Source organism: Haladaptatus marinus (assembly GCF_051194195.1).
The window spans coordinates 252068-269095 of the sequence record NZ_JBLZNK010000001.1; the positions used below are offsets into that span (position 1 = coordinate 252068).

13 protein-coding genes and 1 pseudogene are annotated in these 17028 nt (G+C 58.5%); 3 read left to right on the top strand and 11 right to left on the bottom strand.

The features are described from left to right. Window positions 1-51: 51 nt before the first annotated feature. Window positions 52-387, top strand: coding sequence for a hypothetical protein (locus ACN2TU_RS01330; protein ID WP_435152073.1), 336 nt, complete (start codon window positions 52-54; stop codon window positions 385-387). 211 nt (window positions 388-598) lie between these two features. Further along, window positions 599-733 (top strand): DUF7503 family protein, encoded by a 135-nt coding sequence (locus tag ACN2TU_RS01335; protein ID WP_435152076.1) that lies wholly within the window; start codon window positions 599-601, stop codon window positions 731-733. A gap of 4 nt (window positions 734-737) precedes the next feature. On the opposite strand, the gene ACN2TU_RS01340 is transcribed toward ACN2TU_RS01335, so the two are convergent. The 10 genes and pseudogenes from ACN2TU_RS01340 to ACN2TU_RS01385 form a co-directional block, all read right to left on the bottom strand. Beyond that, on the bottom strand, window positions 738-2822 hold the full coding sequence (locus ACN2TU_RS01340; protein ID WP_435152078.1) for a hypothetical protein: 2085 nt from the start codon (window positions 2820-2822) through the stop codon (window positions 738-740). 29 nt (window positions 2823-2851) lie between these two features. After that, on the bottom strand, window positions 2852-3538 hold the full coding sequence (locus ACN2TU_RS01345; RefSeq protein ID WP_435152081.1) for a DUF7504 family protein: 687 nt from the start codon (window positions 3536-3538) through the stop codon (window positions 2852-2854). Between the two features lie 361 nt (window positions 3539-3899). Beyond that, window positions 3900-4103 carry a DUF7576 family protein gene (locus tag ACN2TU_RS01350; RefSeq protein WP_435152083.1) on the bottom strand — a complete coding sequence of 68 codons (204 nt, stop codon included), beginning with the start codon at window positions 4101-4103 and terminating at the stop codon, window positions 3900-3902. After that, entirely contained in the window at window positions 4100-4384 is a 285-nt protein-coding gene (locus tag ACN2TU_RS01355; protein ID WP_435152086.1) for a HalOD1 output domain-containing protein, read from the bottom strand. Before ACN2TU_RS01355 ends, ACN2TU_RS01350 begins: the two co-directional genes overlap by 4 nt. Before the next feature lie 78 nt (window positions 4385-4462). Next, complete coding sequence (locus ACN2TU_RS01360) at window positions 4463-8416, bottom strand: PAS domain S-box protein (RefSeq protein WP_435152089.1); 3954 nt, start codon at window positions 8414-8416, stop codon at window positions 4463-4465. Window positions 8417-8611: 195 nt separating this feature from the next. Further along, window positions 8612-9175, bottom strand: a complete 564-nt coding sequence (locus ACN2TU_RS01365; protein ID WP_435152092.1) for a COG4315 family predicted lipoprotein — start codon at window positions 9173-9175, stop codon at window positions 8612-8614. 97 nt (window positions 9176-9272) lie between these two features. After that, on the bottom strand, window positions 9273-9575 hold the full coding sequence (locus tag ACN2TU_RS01370) for a DUF8036 family membrane protein (protein ID WP_435152095.1): 303 nt from the start codon (window positions 9573-9575) through the stop codon (window positions 9273-9275). 60 nt (window positions 9576-9635) lie between these two features. Next, complete coding sequence (locus tag ACN2TU_RS01375) at window positions 9636-9923, bottom strand: winged helix-turn-helix domain-containing protein (RefSeq protein WP_435152097.1); 288 nt, start codon at window positions 9921-9923, stop codon at window positions 9636-9638. A gap of 53 nt (window positions 9924-9976) precedes the next feature. Then, complete coding sequence (locus tag ACN2TU_RS01380; protein ID WP_435152100.1) at window positions 9977-11470, bottom strand: S8 family peptidase; 1494 nt, start codon at window positions 11468-11470, stop codon at window positions 9977-9979. A 202-nt stretch (window positions 11471-11672) separates the two neighbouring features. After that, window positions 11673-12817: pseudogene (locus ACN2TU_RS01385) on the bottom strand (acyl-CoA dehydrogenase family protein). A gap of 196 nt (window positions 12818-13013) precedes the next feature. On the opposite strand from ACN2TU_RS01385, the gene ACN2TU_RS01390 reads away from it, so the two are divergent. After that, window positions 13014-14159 carry a M24 family metallopeptidase gene (locus ACN2TU_RS01390; RefSeq protein WP_435152103.1) on the top strand — a complete coding sequence of 382 codons (1146 nt, stop codon included), beginning with the start codon at window positions 13014-13016 and terminating at the stop codon, window positions 14157-14159. 124 nt (window positions 14160-14283) lie between these two features. Here ACN2TU_RS01390 and mutS read toward each other — a convergent pair whose 3' ends face one another. Beyond that, window positions 14284-16941: a DNA mismatch repair protein MutS gene (gene mutS, locus ACN2TU_RS01395; RefSeq protein WP_435152106.1), complete on the bottom strand. Its 2658-nt coding sequence runs from the start codon at window positions 16939-16941 to the stop codon at window positions 14284-14286. Window positions 16942-17028: the final 87 nt, after the last annotated feature.

Consider the following 17028-nt stretch of genomic DNA (forward strand, 5'->3'; position numbering starts at 1 on the left):
ACGAAAATACCGATATGCTCTCAGTAAATCCAACAGCCAGAAATAGTCACCGTGAAGGCCGGAACGCTTACTCGCGTTCGCATCGTGTTAGTCAGCGACATGCAGACGTTCACCGAAACACTGGAGCTTGTCGTCTTGGGAGACAACGTCCGAATCGAACTCACGAACGGGATGACCTACGAAGGGCCAGCGAGTCCGATCGACTATGCACCCGACGAACGCTTTCGACTCGAAATCGAACCGAAACACGAGGGAATCAGGCGGTGTGAGGTCAGTGCAGAGTACATCGACGGCGAGTGGTCGACACCCGAAGTTCGTCACTACAAATTCGGCGACGACGACTGGATCGTTGCGGGAGAGGCCGACGACATCGAAATCACGCAGTAAGATCGCCGGGAACGGGACCTCTCTTCGCGATTCAGCACTCTTCGTCGCATCGATTCGTGCAAACTGTAACTCGAACAGCTTTCATTTCCCACGTCAGCAACTACCGAAAGAAGTCGGTTTCTAGTGAATTTGCTAGGAGTTTATTTATATATTACAAACGTTTGTATGTTTGAGAAAAGTATAGGTTCCCGCCAGGTAACTATCCAAGCGCATGTCGGAAAACACCATCCAAGCCTACTTGGCGAACAATCCACGAATGATCGGAATCCTGTTCACTATCTGCCTTGCTTTGATGCAGGCGGGAAATGTGCTGGCGGCGTCAGCGAACAGCACAAACGGGCCATAACTAGTCAAAAATTTTCCATATTTAATTCATCGCTCCAGTAGAGTTCGCCATCGATTTTGACGGGGAGAAGTTCGAGTTCCAGCGCAGTCTCAAACTCTCCCGCGGATAGTTGAAACTCCGCTATCCTACCGGACATTAGGTATTTTGTTATGCTCTCATCGATATTTGATGAACACATAGACCCTATACCGTAGTTCGACGTGAGGAAGACCAAATGTTCGAGATGGTACGTGTCGGTCGCCTCGTCGTGGGAAACATCGTACATTGCCGGGCCACCGCTCGCACTCTGGCACAACGCGATGCCACCATCTCCGACGGTAACATACTCGACTGCGACGACGACTTCCTCCTTGGCGATGCTCAGCGCGGTTCGCAGTGAAAACCCGGCGTTCAACAACCGGGCGAGGGTTCGCCCGACTTTCGTCGCGGAACTGTTGATGACTTCCGCGAGCGTCACGACGCCGCCTTTGCTCCCTTTCTCGATCAGTGTCTTTCCTTGCCGATAGGAGCGACAGGCGTTCAACAGGAACGCATCGACGTTTACTTCGTCGAGCGACTGGGCGTCGAGATAGCCATCGGCACAGCGAAACCCTTTCTCATCGACGTGGCCGATGTAGTGGATGAAATCGGCGTCGGATTCGAACAGAGCCGCGAGTTCCGCCGCTGTCGTTTCTTCGTGAATCGATACGTCGAAGCTGACGAAATCTCGCAACCCATAAAACTCGCCGACGACGTTTTCTTCAGCCATCGCCGGATCGTTACAGACGACGTGAATTTTCAGCGCCGAATCGTCCGGTGGCGTTCGGTCTATCTGCTGGCGTAACGAGTCGAGCGTTACCTTGTTCGCACCGATTGGATAGCCGTTGCCGACCCACGCGTGTTCGATGGTGTCCACCGAGTCCACTTGGAACAACTCGTCGTCATCCCAGTTCCACCCGTCGCTCGCACTTCTGGTGAACCCCTCTGCCGTCACCGCGGTTCGCGTGAAATCGTCGAATATCTGCGGCGCGGGCATGACCGTGTGCGTGTCCGGATTTCGCGGCGTTCTGAGAAGCGACAGTTTGTTGGCGAAGTACGGCAGCGCAGGTACGTTCTCCGCTGTCGGAACCACGTCGGTCGTCAGGTGCCAGTCGAGCATGTGCGGTTCGAGCGTCTCGAACGGAATCGAGAGATACGCTCGAAGTTGTTCGGCGAGTGGTCGCTCGTAGAGGTCGGTAAAATCGAGATCGACCAGCGGTTCGACTTGCGTCCGCTCGTGGAGTTCGACCGGATAGTAGCCTTCGGTGCGGGTGAGACAGTCGAGAAAGAACACCTGTTGGAGAATGCGATTGCTCGTCGCTTCGTATCCTTCCGACCGGTCGAGTGCGTGTTCGAACTCGCCTGCAATCAGTCGCGGCGTGCTTCCTGCGACGATTTCTGCGCCGAGATAGTAGGCGAGTGATGCCGCCGGATAAACGTACTCCGGTTCCGATGGGAGGACGAGTTTGACCCCGGTGTCCGGCGCTTCGATACCGTTCGGAACGTTGAACGTCTCGCCGTATTCGATAAGCGGTGGATGGCCACGAAGCGTCGGAAACGACCGCTCGCAGGAGGTCGTCTTCAGTGCCGACCCGAGTAGCGAAAGACTCGCCATCGCATCCGCAATATCGTCGGTGACGGTAATCGTCCCCGCCGGATGTTCGTGAAAGGAGCGTGCACCGATACGAACCCGTCTCCGTCCATCGAACTGCACCGTGACGGCTGTGTCACCGTAGGTGAGGCCGAGCGACCCTTCGACGGCGATGTACAGTTTCATCGGTGTGCTCTGAAATTCGAGAAGGTGCTCGCCGGGTGGAAGCGACAGATTGTTCAACGAGGTTGCATCGGCCGTAATCTCCCCCGACTGCGTTCTGACGACGACTGAGAGATGATTCGGAATCTCGATAGCCGTCGTTTCGAAGCCAACGGCGGTTTCGACCGGGAAATAAAACTCGGCGGTCGGTGTCGGCTCTAATGCGATAGGTTCGGCAGTGTAGAGTTCGAACCGGACGTTCTCGATGGAGTCGAAAATCGCAAGTCCGGAACGTCGGTCGAGCGTATCGAACTCCATCTACTCTCCCGTGTTTTCTGCTGTCCAACTTATAGCTTTACCCACACGGTCGTTTTGCCGAGTTTCGGAACGTGCCACCGCTGTTCAGGTTGTACTCCCGGTCGTTTTCGAAGTTCGATACGTGCATCGAACAGCGGTGTTAGCTCTTCGACTATCTCCTCGTTGTCGCCGACTCGGAGATGATAGTGGCCCATCCCTCGAACGCCACGGACGGTCGCAGCGAGCGTTCGGAGCGTTTGTTTCGTCATCGACAGGTCTCGCTGGACGAACGGAAAGAGCGAATCGACACCGACGCGGAGTTCCGCCGGGTCAAACCCGTCTGCACGTTCCTCGAAAAAACTGATCGCCGTTTGGATTTCGGCACGGAGTTGGCAGACGTTGTCCTTTTCTGGCAGTTCGAGGTGGGACGCAATCGGCGTCGCGGCGGTTGGAATCGACCGTTCACCGTTCCGCTGGTCTAGCACCCACGTCGTCGAACTCTCGACCGACGTGGATTCCGGGAGGCGAGATTCGGGACTGCTAATGGTTCGGTCGATGCGGGCGAGTATCCGGTATCGGTGGTGACGACCGAAGAAGATTCGAGATGCATTCGCCGAAACGGCGTCCGGAACGTTTCCGGTGACGAGGACGTTGCTTCCCTGTCGTTTCAGCCGGTGTAGCCACGACTGAAACGTGATGTGGTCGTCTTCCCCACGAAACCGAACCTCCGAATTCATATAGTATATTGTTTCAATATTTTAAATAAATATTTTTATCATTAAACTACTCCGTGATGGGTTCGTGGCTCACAACGGCGCGGCTGGTCGAACTGGTCGGGTTCGATGGGTTCTCCATCGTCGTACAGCAGTCCTCGAATCCCATTGAATCATTACGACTCCGGCACGGTCGGGGGAACCGACTCTCAGCGCTTAACGGGGTACGTCGCGGACGACCGAATCCATGCTTTCGAGTTTTTCGGGTGGTAAACCATTACGATTCGACCGGAACCGTCAGTGTATTCCGTTTGTCGCAGTTCGCTCGCTCGTTCATTAGTAGTTGACATGTGGGTGGATAGGGGATTTTTGATTAGTTGGGTGATTATGACTGGTTCCATTCATCTTGACATGTTTCGTCACAGAATGAATGGAGTACGACAGATTCGCTTTCGGTGGTTTCCGTAATGATTGGAAACCATTCCGTCGTCTCGATGGGTGTGCCACAGTGAGAACAGACCGGTGTTCCCATCGGTGACACGACATCTGATTGGTGGGCTACTTTCCTGTCTTCTGCGTCGTCGCTCATGTGTCGACCGGTGAGAGGAGTTTCGCGGCCACGACCTGATTGTCGGTAATCGTCACTTCACAACCGGCCATGGTAAATCGGACGCGTGATTTGATGTCCCGGTTGGTCGAGACGGTCGGCTGAAAGAGCCGATTGAGTGCGTCGGGGTCGATAGTGTCGTACAGGGGGGTGTCGATGTCGAGCGGGTCAACGCCATTCACCCGCGAAATGGCACGAATCACCGCCTCGCTGACCTGCCCGTCTTCGACAGATATAGTGACGGAATTTTCTCGATTGCTCATGCGTTCTACGACTACATCCATGGGAAGTATCGACAAAGCGATTCCAGCTAGCTATGCAGTGGCAACGTGCGACCCTCACTAGTTATCTAGTGAGTCGATGCCGTAGAGCTGATCGAACAGCTTTCGCTGTGCCGTTCTGAGATGGTTCATGAACGTCGGTTGCGTGATGTCGAGGGATGCGGCGACTTCCTGTCCCGTCGTGCTTCGTGGCGAATCGAAAAATCCACTGAGGTAGGCCGTTTCCAACACCTGTCGCTGCCGGTCGGTAAGTCGTTCTTCGAACGCGGCACGACACGTTTGAACCGTCTGTACCGGGCGTTCGCGGTCACGTCGTGCGGCGAGTTCGAGGTTGGGATAGCGCGCTCGAAGACGTTCGACGAACTCCCTGACTTCCATCGCCTGTGGGAGGTTGACGACCGCTCGAATTATCCCCTCGGTGGCCGTCACCGATTCGGGCACCGCACCTCGCTCGACCAGTGCCGACACGAACAGTGGTTCGGTGACGGTTACCTCGAACAGCGCTTCGTCATCGCGTTCGCTGACGAGGCGTCTCTTCTCGACCCCGACCACGTCGTCCAAGTACGCTTCGATCGTGTCGATATCTCCCTCCGAAACGGTGATGAACAGGTTGTTATCGTCGCCACCCGCGACCATACCTTCGTACGTGACGTGGCAGTCGATCGCGGTCGCGAGACGTTGGAGCAAATCGTCCGAATCGCGCACACGCAAGTCGAGTTCGGTGATTCGATCCGTCAACAGTCCACGCTTCGTTTCTATGGCATTGATAGCGTAGGCGATGGTCTTCCCCAGTTCGGCAAACACCCCCCGCGAGAGTGCATCGAAGGCATCCGACCGTTCAGCGTAGACGGACAAGACGCCATAGGTGTGATCTCGATAGACCAACGGAATGCCGATGACTGCCTGGTAACCTCGTACGAGTGCCTCTGCTCGCCATCCATCACGCTGGAATCCGTCCGAAACACCCGCGATGTCCGCGACGTTCGTGACGGTCGTGAGGTCGCCGCTCTGTACTGCCTCTACCGCAGGTTCTACCGTTTCCGAGTCGCCACTCAGCGCGAGGGAAACGCTGTCCAGATAGCCACGCTCGGTTCCTGCCCACGCTTCGGGGAGAACTTGTGATGCGGCTTCGTCGGGCACGCCAACCCACGCCATCTCGAACCGGTCGGTTCTGACGAAACGGTCACAGACCTCACTCATTACGTCCGAGCGAGAGTTCGCGAGGACGAGTAGATGCTCGATATCTCGAAGCAGTTCCGTCGTCTCGTGAAGCTGTTCGAGTCGTGCGGTCTGTTCTTCGAGCTCCCGTTCTCGCTCGCGAAGCGCGGATTCTCGACTCACCCGGTCGAGTGCGGCCTGCGTCGTCGCGGCGAAGATGGTCGCCAGTTCGACCGCATCCGCTTCGAAGGTTTCCGGTGTATCATCGACGGAAATGAAAACACCGTGATTCCCGAGCGGAATGTAGAGCCCACTTCGAAGGCGTGTATCCGGATTATAGACCTTCTCGGATTCACGTACGTCGTCGAACACCCGTGTTTCGCCGCTGACGAACACTTGCCACGTGATGCTCTCACCCGCTTCGAACGGCACGGGTTGTCCCACGAGTTCAGGCACGTCGTCCGAGTGCGCGACGGGACAGAGCGCGTTCGTCTCCTCGTCGAACATGTAGACGACCACGCCGGGGAGGTCGAGCACCGAGGCACCCACCTCGGCAGCGATTTGAGCGACTGCGGCCGTGGAATCGGCATCGAGCATTTCCTGTGTCGCTGTGTGAAGCGCCGTCAGTGCCTGCTCGTGACGGGTTCGGGCGGTGACATCCATCGAGACACCGATGACGCCGGTCACCTCGTCCCCCTCACGCACCGGTTGGTACCACGTTTCGAAGTGGGAATCCCCTATTTTGTGAACGGCATCGAACGTCTCCCCCGCGAGTGCTCGCCGCACGTCCGCGATAGCGTCAGGATACGACGCCGACAGGTCGAAAATCGAATCGCCGACCATCTCCCCGGGGTCTGCATCGAACACCGACAGCCCTTGACCCTCGGACAACGTGAACACGCCGTCGGCATCGATGGCGAACAGGATGACCGGAACGTTTTCGACCACGGTTCTGAGGCGTTCTTCGTTCTCGCGGAGGGCACGTTGGCGCTCGACGCGCTCCGTGATATCGCGAACGACGCCGACGGTACCGTACTGTTCGCCGTTCGTCGGGAGCGGTTTGAATCGGAGCTCTACCGGAATCGCGTCACCATCCGCGGTGTGCAGATCTATCGTGGCAGATTCCATTTCCGAGGCACCGGTCAGCAATCGCTCGCGCATGGCCGTCGTTTTCACGAGCGTCTCCTCGTCGATGACCAGCGCGGGCGTGCTTCCGAGCAGTTCGTCGCGGCTATATCCGGTCAACGAGACCAGTGCGTCATTGACCGACGTGAACCGGTACTCCTCGTCGGTCGTGTAGATGCCGTCGCCGACCGTTTCCACGATGGTTTCGTAGCGCTCGAGTTCCCGCTCTCGTTCCTTTCGCTCGGTGATATCGGTGTACACGCCGTACGACCGCTCTCCCGATTCGCCCGGGCGAATCGGGACCGACCGTAAAAAGAAATCGCGTAACCCGTCGGCGGTTTTTCGCTGAACCTCGGTTTCCGAGTACTCTCCCGCCTTCGTTCGCCTGTTGATTTCGGTCGCTTCCTCCGCATGCTCAGGCGGGACGACCACGTCGTCGATCGGCCGACCGACCACCTCGTCGCTGGTGACGCCGAAAGACGTTTCGAACGCGGCGTTCACCGACCGGATAAACGGCACGTCGCCGTCGTATTCGCAGTAGGCCATCGCGTCGCCCGAGTTTTCGAACAGCGCCGCAACTCGGTCGCGCTCGATTTGGAGTCGCTGGTCTCGCTCGATTCGATCCGAAATGTCGCGCATGACCCCGACCGTTCCTTCGAAATCCCCGTTTTCAACCGGGAGAGCGGTAAATCGGACTTCGACCGGAACAGCATCGCCGTCAGCGGTTTGGATGGTGATTTCGTACCGCCCCACGTCGATTTCGCCCTCGAGAAGGAGTTCTCGCTGGTACAGCGCTTCTTCGACCGTCTCTTCGTCCCCGATGAGCGAGCCGTGTGCGCCGATGAGTTCCTCCCGGTTGTACCCCGTCAGTTCCTCCATCGCCTCGTTGACTGAAAGCAATCGGAACTCCTCGTCCAACGCATAGATGCCGTCGCCGACCGTCTCCACGATGGTTTCGTAGCGCTCGAGCTCCCGTTCCCGTCGCTTTTGTTCCGTGATATCCGTTGCGACTATCGTCACCCCATCGGACGAAGGGTAGAGGTGCGTCTGCATCCACGAGTCCGTGACCGAGAGGTGCTCTTGAAACGTGATCGGTTGCTGGGTTTCCAACGCGGCATCGATTTCGTCGTGTAATCGCGTTCCGACAGCCCTGGGGAACTCCGACCAGATGTGTTTTCCAAGTATCGGGCTTCCGTCGTATTCCCACTCAGCCGCGGATTCGTACCACGCTTCGTTCACGTACGTGTACCGTAACTCCGTGTCCAGAGAAAAGATGACAGTATCGACGTGGTTTAGCGACTGCATCCCATCCGTCGGTTCGTTTCTCTCGCCCACGACTGCAAAGAGGAGGTCGTCGTCGGGTATCCGGACGACTCGGCAGTCGCCGGAACCAGTTCGCTCACCGGCTGCATCGAGTGTCACTGGAAACGATGCTTCTCCCTCGCGGAGCGCCGTCTGTACTCCTGCTTTGAACCGACTTCTGCAGGTGTCGGCGATGAGGTCTTCGGCGTCTCGCGAGACGAGGTCGGAATCGGTACAGTCGGTCAGATCGGTCACACGGTTCGACCACCACGTGAGCGGTTCGTCGGGACGGAATGCGAAGGCAAATATCGTGTCGTCCACCGCCGAGAGCAACGGGTCAGATGAGTGTTCTTCAGCAGACAGCCATGATGCGATAGCGTCGAATCCGCCGACATCCAACGACGCCTGTTTATCGGGAAACGAAGTCATATCCGTTCGTGCTCCTAGCCACCGTCAGAAGCTACCTGGTAAGATGGTGGGCATGGTGATGAATCCATTGCCGACCGAACTTTCGTTCCAAGGCTCATCCGGGTAGTAACTGATTGTTACTAGAATGAACGGGAGTTCTCAGTGGACCATTGGGACAAATGCCAGCTCAACCCATCCAACTGGCAATATCAGTGACTAGTACCCGCCATCAGCACTCGTCGTCGAGGACGGTTTGACCGGATTGCCGTCCGGTTCGAGCACCCACCACACGTCGTTGACTCCCTGGCCGTTCACGTCGCCGGGGTTCTCATCGGAGGCGAAGTAGTACAGCGGCCACCCGTTCGCTGCGACTTGCATCTCGCCCGACTCCCGCTCGAACGTCGTTATCGACGCTGTGACGGCGTCCGATTTCGTCGGTGACTTCGAGACGGTGAGCGGTGGCCACGCTTTCGCACACCCGTCGCTGCACGTGCTCGCCTGTTCGCCCTTGGTATCGCTGTCGAACATGTACAGCGTCTTCCCCTCCGGGCCGACCAGGATATCACCGAGGTCAGAATGTTGGCGAACCTGAACCGTCATTCCCCCCTTTCCGTCCGTCGTGGTCGTTTCGGTAATCGTCGTGGACGTATCCGACATGGTCGTCTCAGTCATCGTCGTATCGGTCGTGGTATCGGAACCACCATCTCCGCCGCCGAGACAGCCAGCGAGGACGGTCGTAGCGGCGATAGCACCGAGGAGTGAACGACGTGTTCGGTTCATGGCCGGAGGGTGGATACCGTTGGTCAAGAGCGTTTTCCGAACTCAGTCCAAAATTGCGCCAACATCGAACGGCCTATCGGACTCTCTCAAAATTCCGCTACACCACCGTGAGACGTGCGAGGAACAGGAGCGCGACGAGTTCGAGACCACAGAGCAGTGTCATTCCCACCTGCACGTCGCCCCCGGCATTGACGAACCACCCGACGAATTTCGGATGGAGAACGTAGAAATACAGCCAAAGGCCGTTTTCGACGAGAAGGAAGCCCGCAAACACGAGCAGACCGAGGGTGTGTCGAGCACCGTGATTGCGGTAGTTGCGGAGCCACACAGACCCGAGTACCAGTAGTAGCACCACGTTTACCGCGGCGGCGATGCGGGCCACATCAAGCCAGAATGTCATCGGTATCTATTCTCCGTTGGTGTGTGGTTGCTATATGTCCTGTCCAAAATTTCTCTAGAGTCATGGTTCCTCCGGGGCGACTACGTCGAATATCTCGCTGACCGTGTCCCAGTTCGACCGTACTTGCTCGGTGAAGAGATAGACGGCCGCGTAGTCGTCATCGGTTCGCTTGACGACGTTGTTCTCCATCAACACGTCGAGATGGTGGCGAATCGTCGTGTAATCCAAATCGAGTTCGGTCGCGAGTTGATTGGCGTTCTGTGGTCGCCTATCGAGCGCCCGGAGGATGCGAACCCGTGTGGCACCGCCCCGGGAACTCGCGAGCAAGTACCAGAGAATGCCTTCCATCGCTTGTAGGGTCGCAGGACGGTTTTAAATATACTCGGTCGGTTGAGCCGACGTTATCCGCGTCGTTCGGCTTCCGCGACGGCGTCCGGTGGATAGATGACACCTGCACCGATGTCTGCATCACCCTTTCCGTTGCTGAACCGCGCGGTGTTTTCGATGATGCTCTGAACCTGTTTTGCGTTCAAGTCCGGGTTGACCTCTCGGATGAGGGCAACGAGCCCGGCGACCTGTGGTGCCGCCATCGAGGTGCCCGCGTACCAGGCGTATGCGGTGCCGTCGTTCAGATCCGGCGGCACCGTCGAGTAGACCAGATTGAGTGGGTATGGCCACTCCGTATCGCTCGCAAGAGTTTTTTCGAGCGTCTCGTAGCCCCCGCCGGGTGCGCCAACGTCGATGTCGCTGGTGCCGTAGTTCGAGTAGAAGACGCGCTCGTTGTTCGGCCCCGTCGCGGAGACGCTGATGGAGCCCGGAACGCTGTTCGGAAGTGTGTAGTACCCCTCGTGCTGGAGATCGGAACTCGCATTACCGGCACTGGTCGTTACGACAGTCCCACGCTGAACGGCGGATTGGATGACCTTCTGGTAGGCGACGTGCTCACCGTTTTTGTGCGCGTTGCCCTTGATGACACCGCCACCGAGGCTCATGTTCGCGGAATCGGCACCGATTTTCGCCGCGTAGTCGATGGCACTCAGAATGTCGAAATCCGTCGTCCAGAGCGTCGTCACGGTGACGCTTTCGGCCTCTCCATCGCCGTCTACGTCGTACTGATAGTCGTCCAACCGCTTCCAGTAGAACACGCGCAGTGGGACGACATCGGCGTCCGGTGCCATCCCTGCGACGCCGAAGTCCTCGCCGGCCGAAGTGTCATCGTGTTTTGCCGTGGCGATACCAGCACAGTGGCTGCCGTGGGAATCGACGTCGTCCGCGGCCATCTGTGAACGCAGTGCCGGGGCGCCGAGATAGGTGTAGGATTCTATCTCCTCGCCACCCGGTGGCAATCTCGCCTCGATGGTCGTGTCACCGGTGACGGTCGGACTTCCGTCAGGGCTGGACGCCCCGTCGGTACGGAATAGTTGTCCCCGTTCGACTCGGTTCCGCAGGTCAGGGTGGGCCGTGTCGATACCGGTGTCGATGATGGCGACGGTTCGTCCGTCACCTGTCGCGGCGTCGTGGGCCTCGAACGCGCCCGTCGTGTCGGCCTGTTTGTCCCACTGGATGTCCGCGTACTGTTCGTCGAGGGATTCCTCCGTCGATTGGAGTTTGGGGCCGACCGCTCGATACCCGATGTTCGGTTCGACGTGTTTGACGCCGTTGACCTCCTGAACCGAGGATTTCGAATCGGCGGCCACGAGTAGAACGCGTCCGTCAGCAACACTGCCTTGAACGTCGAAATCCGACCGCTCGAGTTGCTTTCGGCCACCCTTCCCCCCGACTGTGACAACGAACTGGTCGCGGCCTTCCGCCGTGCTCGTAACGCCCATCGTGGTCAATGCGACGGCTCCGGCACCGACGCTTTTAACGAAATTTCTTCTGTTAAGTTTTGACATAGCATTCCCACCTTATCTTCTGCATTCATATATCTTATTTACAGTTTCAGACCATATCAACGATATATAGAATCAAATGAATGTTTACATGAGTTTGTTTACATTTCATATCCATCTGCCACCGATTTTTCATCCGTTATCCGAGTTTCACCGAGAAAATCAGAGATTCCAACCTCGTTGCTGCCGGTTCCGTAGTTCGCGCTTAGAGCAGGCGGTCTGCGATTATGTTTTTCTGAATCTCGCTGGTGCCTTCGTAGATTTTCGTGATACGAGCGTCCCGGTAGTATCGTTCGACTGGATGGTCACTGACGAATCCGGCACCGCCATGCACCTGAATCGCTTCGTCTGCGACATCGACAGCGTGCTCCGACGCAAAGAGTTTCGCCATACTTGCAAATCGAGTCGCCATCTCCCCGTTGCCGGATTCGACTTGCGATGCGGCGCGATACGTGAGCGACCGAGCGGCCTCCACGTTCGTCGCCATCTCCGCGATTTTGTGGCTGATCGCCTGATAGTTCTTGATTCGTTGGCCGCCTTGCTCGCGCTCGTTCGCGTACTCGGTGGCCTCATCCACTGCGGCCTGCGCGATGCCGACGGCTTGTGAGGCGACGCTCACGCGCCCGGAAGCGAAAAATTCCATGAGCTGGTAGAATCCATCGTCCTCCTCACCGATGACGTTCGATGTCGGAATACGAACGTCGTCGAGGACGATTTCGGCGAGGTCCGAGGCGCGAATCCCGAGTTTGTTGTCTATCTTCGTCGCGCTGAACCCGTCGGTTTCCGTCGGAACGAGGATGGCACTGATACCTCGGTGTGGCGGTTCGGCTTCCGGGTCGGTTTTCGCCATGACGACGGCGACATCCGCAACCGTCCCGTTCGTTATCCACATCTTGTTGCCGTTGATGACGTACTCGTCGCCGTCCGTCTCGGCGACCGTCTCGATACCAGCGACGTTCGACCCGTGTCCGGGTTCGGAGATACAGCTACAGCAGGCGGATTCGCCGCTTGCGATACGGGGAGCCACTCGTCTTTCATCCAGTCGTCACCGAACGTCCGAATCATGCTCGAGCCGAAATCGCGGCTTCCGATTGCGCTCCCGATACCGCCGTGGGCGCGCCACAGTTCCTCCGTGACGATACTGGACGAGAGGACGTCCATCCCGGCACCGCCGTACTCGACGGGGATTTCCGCGCCGACGAAGTCGTACTCTGCGGCTTTTTCCACAAGGTCATGCGGGTACGCTTTCTCTTCGTCGTGTTCGCGCGCAACCGGCTTGATTTCCTTCTCTCCGAACTCGCGGACGGTCTGTCGGATGGCACGATGTTCCTCCGAAAGCTGAAAACTCATACGGAAATTTCGTTCGTCGGTCGCTAATAACTTCGCAGATGAATCATCGTTGAAACGATTTCACGTGCGAGCATGGCATTATTTCCCGATTACGTTGACCGGAAATCGTAACACCATCGATTCCAAACAAGCGGCAATCGACAGGGCACAGCGAATAGGCTATTGTATTGCTGTGATTGTGTACCAGTATCAGCGTATGAGGGTTCAGAAAACAGCCGACGAAATCACGCGTGAACTCGATGCCTCCGGTGCGGATGCGTTCGTTCACGTCGGTGACCGTTTCGATGACTTTCTTCGGTATTTCACCGGCTTTTCCGGGCCAGACCGCGACTACGCCTTCGTCTACGTTGCCGGACGAGCGATACTCTGTGCGCCGAGACTGTTCGGCGACCAAGCGCGACGAGAGTTCGACGGTGACGAGGTACGGACGAGTAAGCAACAAACGGGGACGACGGCGGCGGCCCGAGCCATCGAAACGGTTCGAGAGTTCGCCAACGCGCAACAAATTCTCGTTCCGAACCACACGTCACACCGAACAGTTACTGCGCTCGCAAATCACTTCGAAATCGTCACGACTGACGCCGATTTCGGTCGGGCACGGAAAACGCCGGACGAGCGTGCCGCAATCGCCGCGGTTCAGACCGCCGCACAGCGCGGGATGAATCGTGCCGAAACCGTTCTCGCGGAAACGACGGTTCGAGATGGGTCATTCCACTGGGACGGAACCATGCTTACGACGGAGCGTCTTCGTCGGGAGGTCAACGCCGTCCTTGCACAGCACGGCATTCGAGACGCCGGGAACACCGTCATCGGTGCGGGGCCGAGTTGTGCAGACCTCCATTTCACAGGCGAGGACGAAATCCGTCCCGGGGAAACGGTTCTGCTCGACATCTCCCCTCGCGGTTCGCGCGGGTACTATGGTGACCTCACTCGAACGTTCGTCGTCGGCGATGTCGGCGACTGGGAACGCGCCGCCTACGACGCCGTTCGGGACGCACAGGATGCCGCTTTATCGACGCTCGATTCGGGCGCAGGAATACCAGCCAAAATCGTACACCAGCGCGTTTCGGAAACGCTCCGTAACCACGGATTCGATGTCGGGGACGTTCCCGTTGGGATGTATCACGGAACCGGACACGGTGTCGGTCTCTCGCTTCACGAATCGCCATCCCTGTCGAGCAACGAGCGACTCGAAGCGGGAACCGTCGTCACGGTCGAACCGGGCGTGTACGACCCCGAGCGCGGCGGGGTTCGCATCGAAGACCTCGTGGTCGTGACGGAATCCGGTTACGAAAACCTCACCGACTATCCACGACGGATTCGGCCATCGTCGAGTCGGTAGCGTCGTCGCAAACTCGACGCCAACCGACCTCCGTGGCGACGGTCTGTCCGGGGTAACCGGCAACTACTCACCGATGAATCGAGGCGTGAATTTGCGAAAATAGCGTTTTTTGCCCCGCTGCGGTTTATTCGTTGTCGAGTCGATTCTGCCACTCCTGCACTTTCGACATCAACTCGATTGGTGAGACGTCGGCGACTTCGACCCCCGAAAGTTCCGAAAGCACCGCGTCCGTCTCCGGGTCGAGGGCGTCGTCGCTCTCGCCTTCGTTCGACTCGTCCGTTCCGGTGGTAGAACCGGTCTGGAATTCGCCGTTTCCGAGGTCGAAGACGGCCTGTACGGGTTCGCTGGCCGTCCCGCCCTTCGCCTCGATCGCCTTCTCCTGCCGCAGTTTGTCCAGCACGTCGCGGGAGCGTTCGACCACCGGAACCGGCACGCCAGCGAGGTCGGCGACGTGAATCCCGTAACTGCGGTTGGTTGGCCCGTCGCGGACGGTTCTGAGGAAGGTCACATCTCCGTCGCGCTCGTCGGCCGCGACGTGGACGTTCGACACTCGCGGGAGGTGTTCAGCCAGCGTCGTCAGTTCATGGTAGTGTGTCGCAAAGAGTGTCTTGGCGCGAACTTCGTTGTGGAGATACTCCGTGGCCGCCCACGCTATCGAAATCCCGTCGTAGGTCGCGGTTCCGCGCCCCACCTCGTCCAGGATGACGAGCGAGTCCTCGCTCGCGGAGTGCAGGATGTTGCTCAACTCCTGCATCTCGACCATGAACGTCGAACGCCCCTGGGCCAATTCGTCCAGCGCGCCGACCCTGGTGAAGATGCCATCGACCAATCCGATTCGGGCCTCCTTCGCCGGAACGAAACTCCCGACCTGGGCGAGCAGGGTGATGAGCGCGACTTGGCGCATGTACGTCGATTTCCCGGACATGTTCGGCCCGGTGACGATGAGGAACTCGCGTTCGTCGTCCATCCGCACGTCGTTTGGAACGAACTCGGTGGTCTGTTCCACGACGGGGTGGCGACCCTGCCGGATGTCGAGCCCGTCGGTCGCGAGTTCCGGACGCACCCAGCCGTTTTCGACGGCGTGAACCGCGAGACTCGCCAGCGCGTCGAGTTCGGCCAGCGTGCGTCCCACGTCCTGCATGAGTTCGGCGTACTCAGCGATTCGCGCCCTGAGTTGCTGGAACAAGTCGTACTCCAACTCGCCGCGTCGTTCTTCGAGGCGCAGGATTTCCCGCTCGCGCTCCCGAAGTTCGTCGGTAACGTATCGTTCGGAGTTCTTCAGCGTCTTGACCGCTTCGTACTCCTCGGGAACCTTGTCCGTATCCGACTTACCGACTTGAAGGTAGTAACCGTCCGTCTTGTTGCGGTCCACTTGCAGATGCGTGATTCCGGTGCGGGACTTCTCCCGACTTGCGAGGGTATCGAACCATTCCAGGTTTTCCTCGTGCTGGTCGATGATTTCGTCCAGTTCCTCGTCGTAGCCCTGCTTGAACAGGCCACCTTGCGTGACGGTTTTCGGCGGGTCGTCAGCCAGCGCCTCGGCCAACTCCTCACGCAGGCGCTCCGCCTGTGCTCGGTCGGGACGAGCCACGAGTTCCGCGAGTGGCGAACTCGACAGCGACGGCGCGTTCGCTATCGAATCCGCGACTTTCGGGAGCACTGCGAGGCTATCGTGCACTCGGAGCAGGTCGTTCGCGTCGGCGCTTCCCGACGCCGATTTGCTCGCCAGTCGTTCGAGGTCGTAGGCGTCGCCGAGCGTCTCTCGAATCTCCTCGCGGGCCAAGGCCGACTCGGCAAACGCCGATACGTTCGACTGCCGTTCGCGGAGCAACTCGACCGACCGCCGAGGGCGTTGAAGCCACTCCTTCAGCAGACGGCGACCCGCACTGGTTTTCGTGTGGTCTACCGTGTCGAACAGCGACCCGGTTCGGTCGCCGTGCATCGTTTCGGTGAGTTCGAGGTTGCGCTGGGTCGTCGCATCCAGTTCGACGTGGTCGTCGGCGTGATACGACTGGAGGCGCGTCATCGACCCGAGGACGCCCGCCCCGGTTTCTTCGACGTAGGAGAGCACTGCTCCGGCCGCACGGATTTCGGCTCCTTCGTCCGAGTCCAACCCGAGACTGGAAAGCGTTTCCTCGCCGAACTGCTCGCGGGTAACGTGTCTCGCTTTACCCGGCGCGAAGGCGTTCGCGTCGTGTAACGAGAGGGAGCCATCGGTTCGTTCGCGCACGCGCTCAAGGAACGAATCGTCGTTGCGAACCTTTGGGCCGGGAAGCACTTCGGCGGGGTCGAACCGATAGAGTTCGGTTAGTGCTTCCGAGTCGGCGTCCGGGCCCGACACCGAACTGACGAGAAATCTTCCAGTTGTCACATCCGCGAAGGCCAAGCCGTATCCATCGTCCACCCGGACGATTCCGGCGAGGTACTGGGCGTCCGCGGAGGTGGTTTCGAGCAGCGTCCCCGGCGTCACGACGCGCGTGATTTCGCGGGCGTGGCCGTTTTTCGTCTCGTACTGGTCGGCGACCGCGACCCGGTAGCCGCGCTCGACCAACTGTTTCACGTACGGCGTCAACTCCGAGAGCGGGACGCCGGCCATCGGATAACTGCTACCGTGACTCGATTTCTGCGAGACGTTCAAATCGAGCACGTCGCCGACCAGTTCCGCGTCGTCGGCGAAAAACTCGTAGAAATCGCCGACCTGCATCGTCAACACGTCCGCATCGGACTCCGTTTTCAGCGAGAGAAACTCCCCGACGATGCCGCCTTCGCTCACGGCGGGCACCCCCGAAGACGGGTAACCGAAATCATGTACGAACGTGAGTCAGAGCGCGACTAAAACGGTGTGGATTCCCCGACGATAGCAGTGGCC

Excerpts from the sequence above, each read along its gene's own strand:
- ACN2TU_RS01355 (WP_435152086.1), bottom strand. The coding sequence starts at position 4,384 with ATGAGCAATCGAGAAAATTCCGTCACTATATCTGTCGAAGACGGGCAG.
- ACN2TU_RS01335 (WP_435152076.1), top strand. The coding sequence starts at position 599 with ATGTCGGAAAACACCATCCAAGCCTACTTGGCGAACAATCCACGAATG.
- ACN2TU_RS01340 (WP_435152078.1), bottom strand. The coding sequence starts at position 2,822 with ATGGAGTTCGATACGCTCGACCGACGTTCCGGACTTGCGATTTTCGAC.
- ACN2TU_RS01360 (WP_435152089.1), bottom strand. The coding sequence starts at position 8,416 with ATGACTTCGTTTCCCGATAAACAGGCGTCGTTGGATGTCGGCGGATTC.
- ACN2TU_RS01375 (WP_435152097.1), bottom strand. The coding sequence starts at position 9,923 with ATGGAAGGCATTCTCTGGTACTTGCTCGCGAGTTCCCGGGGCGGTGCC.
- ACN2TU_RS01370 (WP_435152095.1), bottom strand. The coding sequence starts at position 9,575 with ATGACATTCTGGCTTGATGTGGCCCGCATCGCCGCCGCGGTAAACGTG.
- ACN2TU_RS01350 (WP_435152083.1), bottom strand. The coding sequence starts at position 4,103 with ATGAGCGACGACGCAGAAGACAGGAAAGTAGCCCACCAATCAGATGTC.
- ACN2TU_RS01345 (WP_435152081.1), bottom strand. The coding sequence starts at position 3,538 with ATGAATTCGGAGGTTCGGTTTCGTGGGGAAGACGACCACATCACGTTT.
- ACN2TU_RS01365 (WP_435152092.1), bottom strand. The coding sequence starts at position 9,175 with ATGAACCGAACACGTCGTTCACTCCTCGGTGCTATCGCCGCTACGACC.
- ACN2TU_RS01380 (WP_435152100.1), bottom strand. The coding sequence starts at position 11,470 with ATGTCAAAACTTAACAGAAGAAATTTCGTTAAAAGCGTCGGTGCCGGA.
- ACN2TU_RS01390 (WP_435152103.1), top strand. The coding sequence starts at position 13,014 with ATGAGGGTTCAGAAAACAGCCGACGAAATCACGCGTGAACTCGATGCC.